This is a genomic window from Pseudomonas sp. NBRC 111127 (assembly GCF_001320345.1).
GTDB lineage: Bacteria > Pseudomonadota > Gammaproteobacteria > Pseudomonadales > Pseudomonadaceae > Aquipseudomonas > Aquipseudomonas juntendi.
The window spans coordinates 37,000-44,691 of the sequence record NZ_BCBD01000030.1 but is presented as its reverse complement, the minus strand read 5'-3'; the positions used below and the strand labels follow the sequence as shown (position 1 = coordinate 44,691).

Annotated in this window: 5 protein-coding genes; 1 reads left to right on the top strand and 4 read right to left on the bottom strand. The window is 65.5% G+C overall.

Annotated elements, in window-relative coordinates; genetic code table 11:
• Positions 1-95 precede the first annotated feature (95 nt).
• Genes APH30_RS08365 through APH30_RS08350 form a run of 4 tightly spaced genes read right to left on the bottom strand, consistent with a single transcriptional unit; the run spans position 96 to position 5,651 of the window.
• Positions 96-2,048, bottom strand: a complete 1,953-nt coding sequence (locus tag APH30_RS08365; RefSeq protein WP_054912217.1) for an acetyl/propionyl/methylcrotonyl-CoA carboxylase subunit alpha — start codon at positions 2,046-2,048, stop codon at positions 96-98.
• Complete coding sequence (locus tag APH30_RS08360) at positions 2,045-2,860, bottom strand: gamma-carboxygeranoyl-CoA hydratase (RefSeq protein WP_054912216.1); 816 nt, start codon at positions 2,858-2,860, stop codon at positions 2,045-2,047. The genes APH30_RS08365 and APH30_RS08360 overlap by 4 nt, the downstream gene beginning before the upstream one ends.
• Positions 2,861-2,864: 4 nt before the next feature.
• Entirely contained in the window at positions 2,865-4,472 is a 1,608-nt protein-coding gene (locus APH30_RS08355) for a carboxyl transferase domain-containing protein (protein WP_054912215.1), read from the bottom strand.
• A gap of 15 nt (positions 4,473-4,487) precedes the next feature.
• A complete protein-coding gene (locus APH30_RS08350; RefSeq protein WP_054904823.1) occupies positions 4,488-5,651 on the bottom strand; it encodes an isovaleryl-CoA dehydrogenase in 1,164 nt (387 codons plus the stop codon).
• Between the two features lie 322 nt (positions 5,652-5,973).
• Between APH30_RS08350 and APH30_RS08345 the strand changes: the two genes are divergently transcribed.
• Entirely contained in the window at positions 5,974-7,656 is a 1,683-nt protein-coding gene (locus APH30_RS08345; protein ID WP_054912214.1) for an AMP-binding protein, read from the top strand.
• The last annotated feature ends 36 nt before the right edge of the window (positions 7,657-7,692 follow it).

The window sequence follows — 7,692 nt, the reverse complement described above, 5'->3', positions numbered from 1 at the left end:
GGGCGGCGCTCGGTCTCACAGGCGCTGCAAAGGGTATGGCGAACACCTGGCAGCCCCACCCCGGCGCCCCATAAACCACTCAACCCCCAGCCAACTCACTCCGCCAATTCGACCAGCACCGCCCCTTCGCTGACCATATCCCCTTCCTGGCAGAACAACGCGTTCACCGTGCCACCATGAGGCGCGCGAATGCTGTGCTCCATTTTCATGGCCTCCAGCACCACCAGCGCGGTACCGGCCTCCACCGCCTGCCCCGGCGCCACCAGCACCCGCACGATACTGCCGTTTATGGGGGCGCCCAAGCCGCCCTGGTGACCGTGGCTGGCCTCGGCCTCGGCGATCGGGTCGAAGGCTTCGATGGCATGCATTTCGCCGCCCCACTGCAAGTACAGCGTAGCCCCGCGGCGCATCGCCAGGTGCTGGCGACGCACGCCGTCGTGGTCATGCACCAACTGCTCGCCCAGTAACTGCCAGGTGGGCGCCGCACTGTGCTCCAAGCCCACAGCGTGGGCCTGGCCAGCACTGACCAAGTGCAGGCTACTGCGCGCGGGCAGGCCCAGGCGCAGGCCGCTGCGCTCGGCCCATGGCGAACCGGGGTCATCTTCGCGCTGCTGCCCGGCCTGGCCCTGCCGCCAGGCTTCGGCTGCGGCCTCCCAGAAACTGACCGGCAGCGGCTGTGGTGCCGGCAGCAACGCGGCCTGGTGCCGCGCAATGAAGCCGGTATCCAGTTGCGCCGCGGCGAACGCCGGGTGCGCCAGAATGCGCCGCAGGAACGCGAGGTTGGTCTTCACCCCACCAATGGCGAATTCGTCGAGCATCGCCAGCAAGCGCAGGCGTGCCTGCTCGCGGTTGTCACCCCAGGCAATCAGCTTGCCCAGCATCGGGTCGTAGAACGGCGACACCGCATCGCCTTCGCTCACGCCACTGTCCACCCGCCGGCCTTCGCCAGCTGCCGATTCACGGTACAGCGCCAGCGTGCCGGTCGCCGGCAGAAACTCGTTGGCCGGGTCCTCGGCGTACAGGCGAACTTCAATGGCATGGCCGATCAGCGGCACCTGCTCCTGGGTGATCGGCAGGGCCTCGCCGCAGGCCACACGAATTTGCCAGGCCACCAGATCCAGGCCGGTAATGGCCTCGGTGACCGGGTGCTCCACTTGCAGGCGGGTATTCATTTCCATGAAGAAGAACGCGCCACGGGCGTCGAGCAGGAATTCCACCGTACCGGCACCGACATAGCCAATCGCTTGCGCCGCCCGTACCGCCGCCTCGCCCATGGCCTGGCGGAGTTCGGCCGACAGGCCGGGGGCGGGAGCTTCTTCGACCACCTTCTGGTGGCGACGCTGGATCGAGCAATCGCGCTCGTTGAGGTACAGGCAATGGCCGTGCTGGTCGGCGAACACCTGGATTTCCACATGGCGCGGCTTGAGCACGTACTTCTCCACCAGCATGCGCGCATCGCCGAACGACGCCTGCGCCTCACGCTGGGCCGACGCCAGGGCATCGGCCAGCTGGCTTTCCTCCTCGACCACCTTCATGCCCTTGCCCCCACCGCCAGCGCTGGCTTTGAGCAGCACCGGGTAGCCGATGCGCCTGGCCGCGTCGCGGAAGGTGTCGAGGTCCTGGGCTTCGCCGTGGTAACCGGGCACCAGGGGCACCCCGGCGGCCTCCATCAACGCCTTGGCCGCCGACTTGCTGCCCATGGCGTCGATGGCGCTGGCCGGTGGGCCGAGGAAAATCAGCCCCGCCTGTTCGATGGCGCGGGCGAAGCCTGCGTTCTCGGACAGGAAACCGTAACCTGGGTGAATGGCCTGGGCACCGCTGGCCTTGGCAGCAGCCAGCAGCTTGTCGACCAGCAGGTAGCTGTCGGCGGCCTTGGTGCCACCCAGGTCCACGCGGATATCCGCTTCGCGGCTATGCCGCGCGTCACGGTCGATGGCGCTGTGCACGGCGACGGTGGTCAGGCCCATGGCCTTGGCGGTGCGCATCACCCGGCAGGCGATTTCGCCGCGGTTGGCGACCAGCAGGGTGGTCAAAGCGGGGCGGCTCATGGGCGCGGCTCCTTGGTCTCAGCGGTTTGCCAGGCGGGTGGGCGTTTCTCCAGGAAGGCGCGCAGGCCCTCCTGGCCTTCGGCGCTGACGCGGATGCGGGCGATGGTGTTCTCGCAGTAGCGGCGCAGCGCCGGGCTGAGTTCGCCGTCGTCCACTTCACGCAGCAGCTCTTTGGTGGCACGCAGGGCCAGCGGAGCGTTCTGCAGCAAGTTGTTCACCCATAGCGCCACCTGTGCGTCCAGCTCAGTGGCGGGGTATACCTCGGCCAGCAGGCCCAGTTCGCGGGCCCGTGTACCGCTGAAGCGCTCGGCAGTCAGGGCATAGCGGCGCGCGGCACGCTCGCCGATGGCCTTGACCACGAACGGGCTGATCACCGCCGGGGCCAGGCCGATGCGCACTTCCGACAGGCACAACTGGGCGTCTTCGGCGCCAATGGCCATGTCACAGCAACTGATCAGGCCCAGTGCGCCGCCAAACGCCGCACCTTGGACCACGGCCAGGGTCGGTACCTTGAGCCGGTGCAGGGCGTACATCAGTTCGCCCAGTTCATGGGCGTCATCCAGGTTGGTGTTGAAATCCAGCTGCGCCGACTGCTGCATCCAGGCCAGGTCGGCGCCGGCGCTGAAGTGCCGGCCACGCCCGCGCAACAGTACGAAGCGCAAGCCGGTATCGTCGGCCAGCCGATCGATGGCGACGATCAGCTCGCGGATCATCTGCGCGTTGAACGCGTTGTTCTTGTCCTCGCGGCTAAGCCACAGGGTGGCGAAGCCACGGGGGTCGCGAATCACTTCGAGGGTGCTGAAATCGCTCATGGGGTCACATCCGGAAAATGCCGAAGCGGCTCGCTTCGATCGGCGCGTTCAGCGCAGCGGACAGTGCCAGGCCCAGGATGTCGCGGGTTTGCGCCGGGTCGATGACGCCGTCGTCCCATAGCCGGGCACTGGAGTAGTAGGGGTGGCCCTGCTGTTCGTACTGGTCGAGAATCGGCTGCTTGAGCCTGGCTTCGTCTTCGGCACTGAACGGCTGGCCACTGCGCTCGCTTTGCTCGCGCTTGACCTGGGCCAGCACACCGGCGGCCTGCTCGGCGCCCATCACACCGATCCGCGCGTTCGGCCACATCCACAAAAAGCGTGGGTCGTAGGCACGGCCGCACATGCCATAGTTGCCGGCACCGAAGCTGCCGCCAATGATCACCGTGAATTTCGGCACCTGGGCGCAGGCCACGGCAGTCACCAGCTTGGCGCCATGCTTGGCGATACCGCCTTCCTCGTACTTCTTGCCCACCATGAACCCGGTGATGTTCTGCAGGAACAGCAGCGGGATACCGCGCTGGCAGGCCAGCTCGATGAAGTGCGCGCCTTTTTGCGCCGCCTCGGCGAACAGGATGCCGTTGTTGGCCAGGATCGCCACCGGGTAGCCATGCAGGTGGGCAAAGCCGCAGACCAGGGTGGTACCGAACAACGCCTTGAATTCGTCGAACAGCGAGCCGTCGACCAACCGGGCGATCACTTCGCGCACATCGAACGGCTGCTTGGCATCGGCGGGCACCACGCCATACAGCTCGTCGGCGGCGTACAGCGGTGCCACCGGGGCCAGGCGTTGCAGCTTGCCCAGCTTGTGCCAGTTGAGGTTGGCCACGCAGCGCCGGGCAATGGCCAGGGCGTGTTCGTCGTTGTCGGCGTAATGGTCGGCCACGCCACTGGTACGGCAGTGCACATCGGCCCCGCCCAGGTCCTCGGCACTGACCACTTCGCCCGTGGCGGCTTTGACCAGCGGCGGGCCGGCGAGGAAAATGGTCGCCTGCTGGCGCACCATGATCGCTTCGTCGGCCATCGCCGGCACGTAGGCGCCACCGGCAGTGCACGAGCCCATCACCACGGCGATCTGCGGGATGCCCTGGGCGCTCATGTTGGCCTGGTTGAAGAAGATCCGACCGAAGTGCTCGCGGTCAGGGAACACCTCGTCCTGGCGGGGCAGGTTGGCACCGCCCGAGTCCACCAAGTAGATGCACGGCAAGCGGTTTTGCTGGGCGATGGCCTGCGCACGCAGGTGCTTTTTCACCGTCAGCGGGTAGTACGAGCCACCTTTGACCGTAGCGTCGTTGGCCACGATCATGCATTCCACGCCTTCTACGCGGCCGATGCCGGCGATCACCCCGGCAGCCGGCACGTCCTCGCCGTAGACCTCGTGGGCCGCCAGCTGGCCGATCTCGAGGAACGGCGAGCCCGGGTCCAGCAGGCGGTCGATGCGCTCGCGTGGCAGCAGTTTGCCGCGGGAGGTGTGCCGTTCCTGAGCCTTGGGCCCGCCGCCCTGGGCGACCTGGGCCAGCAGGCCGCGCAGGGCCTGGACCTGGGCGGCCATGGCGGCATGGCTGTGGGCATAATCCGCCGCCTTGGTATTGAGCTGTGACTTGAGAATCATCATGACCCCTGGCGCAGATCAGCGCGTCTCGTTGAACAGTTCGCGGCCGATCAGCATCCGACGGATTTCGCTGGTGCCGGCGCCGATCTCGTAGAGCTTGGCATCGCGCAGCAGGCGGCCAGCCGGGAATTCATTGATATAGCCGTTGCCGCCAAGGATCTGGATGGCTTCCAGGGCCATTTGCGTAGCCCGCTCGGCGGTGTACAGGATGACCCCGGCAGCGTCCTTGCGGGTGGTCTCGCCACGGTCACAGGCCTGGGCCACGGCATACAGGTAGGCGCGGCTGGCATTGAGCTGGGTGTACATGTCGGCGATCTTGCCCTGGATCAGCTGGAACTCGCCGATGCTCTGGCCGAACTGCTTGCGGTCGTGAATGTACGGCACCACCAGGTCCATGCAGCTTTGCATGATGCCGGTCGGCCCGCCCGACAACACCACGCGCTCGTAGTCCAGGCCGCTCATCAACACGCGTACGCCGCCGTTCAGCTGGCCGAGAATATTGTCTTCCGGTACTTCGACGTTGTCGAAGAACAGCTCGCAGGTGTTGGAGCCGCGCATGCCCAGCTTGTCGAACTTGTTGCTGCGGCTGAAGCCTGGCCAGTCGCGCTCGACGATGAACGCGGTGATGCCGTGGGCACCCTTGTCCAGGTCGGTCTTGGCATAGATCACGTAGGTATTGGCGTCGGGGCCGTTGGTGATCCAGGTCTTGCTGCCATTGAGTACGTAGCGGTCGCCGCGCTTTTCTGCGCGCAGCTTCATCGACACCACGTCGGAGCCGGCATTGGGCTCGCTCATGGCCAGCGCACCGATGTGCTCGCCGCTGATCAGCTTGGGCAGGTACTTGAGTTTCTGTGCGTGGCTGCCGTTGCGGTTGATCTGGTTGACGCACAGGTTGGAGTGGGCACCGTACGACAGTGCCACCGACGCCGAGGCCCGGCTGATTTCCTCCATGGACACCACGTGGGCCAAATAGCCGAGGCCGGCGCCGCCATATTCTTCCGAAACGGTGATGCCCAGCAGGCCCATGTCGCCGAACTTGCGCCACATATCGGCAGGGAACAGGTTGTCGTGGTCGATTTGCGCGGCACGCGGGGCCAGCTCGGCGGCGACGAAGGTGCGCACCTGGTCACGGAGCATGTCGATGGTTTCGCCCAGGGCGAAGTTCAGGGTGGGGTAATGCATGCAGGGGCACCTTGTTGTTCTTGAAATGGGTTACACCGTAGCTCATGGAGCTGTCGCCGGACCCTGTGGGAGCGGGCGTGCCCGCGAATGCATCAGCAGGGCCGCCGTCATTTCCTGAATGACCGCATTCGCGGGCACGCCCGCTCCCACAGGGTTCGGCTTCACGCCTGAGGATCGGTGTTGTTCATCACCTTTACGTTAACGTAAACCTGGCTTAGGCCGGGTGTCAATCTGATCGTCACCTTTACGTAAACGTAAATCTGCGCCAGAGTATCTCCGCTTGCTTCAGCCGTGCCCAGAACAACCACAAGAAGGGACACCCATGAGTCAACCAAGCTATACCCGCGGCCGCCAGGACCAGCCGTTGCTGACCCAGACCATCGGCCAGGCCTTTGACGCCACCGTGGCGCGTTGCGCCGATGGCCAAGCCCTGGTTTCGCGCCACCAGGGCGTGCGCTACAGCTGGCGGCAACTGGCCGAACAGGTCGACGCGTGTGCCCGCGCCTTGATGGCGCTGGGCCTGAACCGCGGCGACCGGTTGGGCATTTGGTCACCCAACTGCGCCGAATGGTGCGTGTTGCAACTGGCCAGCGCCAAGGTCGGGGCGATTCTGGTCAACATCAACCCGGCCTACCGGGTGGGTGAGTTGGAATACGTGTTGCGCCAGGCCGGGTGCCGCTGGCTGGTTTGCGCCGATGCTTTCAAAGGCTCCGATTATCACGCCATGGTTCAGGCGCTGGTGCCAGAGCTGGCGAGCGCCCCCGCGGGCGCACTGGCCAGCCAGCGCCTACCCGAGCTGCGCGGGGTCATCAGCCTGGCAGCCAACCCGCCGGCCGGTTTCCTGGCATGGCAAGCCCTGGCCGGGCTGGCCGGGCAAACCTCCAGCGAAGCCTACCTGGCCCGCCAAAGCGGGCTGCAGTTCGACCAACCGGTGAATATCCAGTACACCTCCGGCACTACCGGTGCACCCAAGGGCGCCACGCTGAGCCACTACAACATCCTCAACAACGGCTTCATGGTCGGCGAAAGCTTGGGCCTGGGCGAGCGCGACCGCATGGTGATCCCGGTGCCGCTTTACCACTGCTTTGGCATGGTCATGGCTAACCTGGGTTGCATCACCCACGGCAGCACCATGATCTACCCCAACGATGCCTTCGATGCCGAACTCACCCTGCGTGCCGTGGCCGAGGAGCGTGCCAGCATTCTCTATGGCGTGCCTACCATGTTCATCGCCATGCTCGACCACCCGCTACGCGCCCAGGTGGACCTTTCCAGCCTGCGCAGCGGCATCATGGCAGGGGCCACCTGCCCGATCGAAGTAATGCGCCGGGTGATCGACCAGTTGCACATGGCCGAGGTGCAAATCGCCTATGGCATGACCGAAACCAGCCCGGTTTCGCTGCAAACCGGGCCAGAGGATGAGCTGGAGCTGCGTGTTACCACCGTTGGCCGCACGCAGCCACAGCTGGAAAACAAGCTGGTGGACGCTGACGGCTGTATCGTTCCGCGCGGCGAGATCGGCGAACTGTGCACGCGCGGCTACAGCGTGATGCTCGGCTACTGGGACAACCCCGAGGGTACCGCGGCAGCCATCGACCCGGCCGGCTGGATGCACTCGGGTGACCTGGCGGTGATGGACGAGCACGGCTACGTGCGGATCGTGGGGCGCAACAAGGACATGATCATTCGCGGTGGCGAGAACATTTACCCGCGCGAGCTGGAAGAATTCTTCTATACCCACCCGGCAGTGGCGGACGCCCAGGTGATCGGTATTCCGTGCAGCCGTTATGGCGAGCAGATCGTCGCATGGGTCAGGTTGCACCCTGGCCACACGGCCACCGCCGAAGAACTGCAATGCTGGTGCAAGGCACGAATAGCCCACTACAAGGTGCCGCGGCATATCCGTTTCGTAGACGAATACCCGATGACGGTAACCGGTAAGGTGCAGAAGTTTCGCATGCGCGAGATCAGCATCGCCGAACTCGGTGCCGATGGCGCGGGTTGACGGACCAGGCTGCCCGGTTTACCCGCCCCGGCAGTT

What these genes read in the sequence shown, in the direction of transcription:
- APH30_RS08365 (WP_054912217.1), bottom strand. Translation starts at nt 2,048, where the DNA reads ATGAGCCGCCCCGCTTTGACCACCCTGCTGGTCGCCAACCGCGGCGAA.
- APH30_RS08360 (WP_054912216.1), bottom strand. Translation starts at nt 2,860, where the DNA reads ATGAGCGATTTCAGCACCCTCGAAGTGATTCGCGACCCCCGTGGCTTC.
- APH30_RS08355 (WP_054912215.1), bottom strand. Translation starts at nt 4,472, where the DNA reads ATGATGATTCTCAAGTCACAGCTCAATACCAAGGCGGCGGATTATGCC.
- APH30_RS08350 (WP_054904823.1), bottom strand. Translation starts at nt 5,651, where the DNA reads ATGCATTACCCCACCCTGAACTTCGCCCTGGGCGAAACCATCGACATG.
- APH30_RS08345 (WP_054912214.1), top strand. Translation starts at nt 5,974, where the DNA reads ATGAGTCAACCAAGCTATACCCGCGGCCGCCAGGACCAGCCGTTGCTG.